The sequence below is a fragment of the Staphylococcus sp. HMSC035D11 genome, from assembly GCF_001836075.1.
Classification (GTDB): domain Bacteria; phylum Bacillota; class Bacilli; order Staphylococcales; family Staphylococcaceae; genus Staphylococcus; species Staphylococcus hominis.
In genome coordinates this window covers 1-343 of sequence record NZ_KV827247.1, presented here as the reverse complement: position 1 = coordinate 343, position 343 = coordinate 1, and the positions used below count along the sequence as shown (strand labels likewise).

The 343-nt window shown below is 32.9% G+C and carries 1 protein-coding gene; it reads right to left on the bottom strand.

All coding sequences use genetic code 11. From position 1 onward, the window contains the following. Positions 1–343, bottom strand: a 343-nt coding sequence (locus tag HMPREF2647_RS11360) for a PHP domain-containing protein (RefSeq protein WP_371106723.1), incomplete at both ends; no start/stop codon positions are given.

The window sequence follows — 343 nt, the reverse complement described above, 5'->3', positions numbered from 1 at the left end:
TATCACTGGTAATATGTGCTGCATACCAAAATCCACCCCTATCTATTACTCTTTGTGTGATGTCATGAAAACTCATAGTACTGGGGGAATTGCCGTCTTCAGGGTTCGATAATCCTAGTTCTCCTAAGTATCTCTCTAGCTCTTGTTCTTCAGTATTCTCTGAAAATAGACAAACAATATGAATTTTTTCTGATGTGGAAATTTCGAACCCTGGAAATACAAGAATTCCTTTAGATGATAAATATTCTCTGAGTTTCTTTGATTTATCAACATTTCCATGATCTGCTAAGCCAATAATTGATATGTTGTTTTTTATACAATAGTTGTATATAGATTCATTATA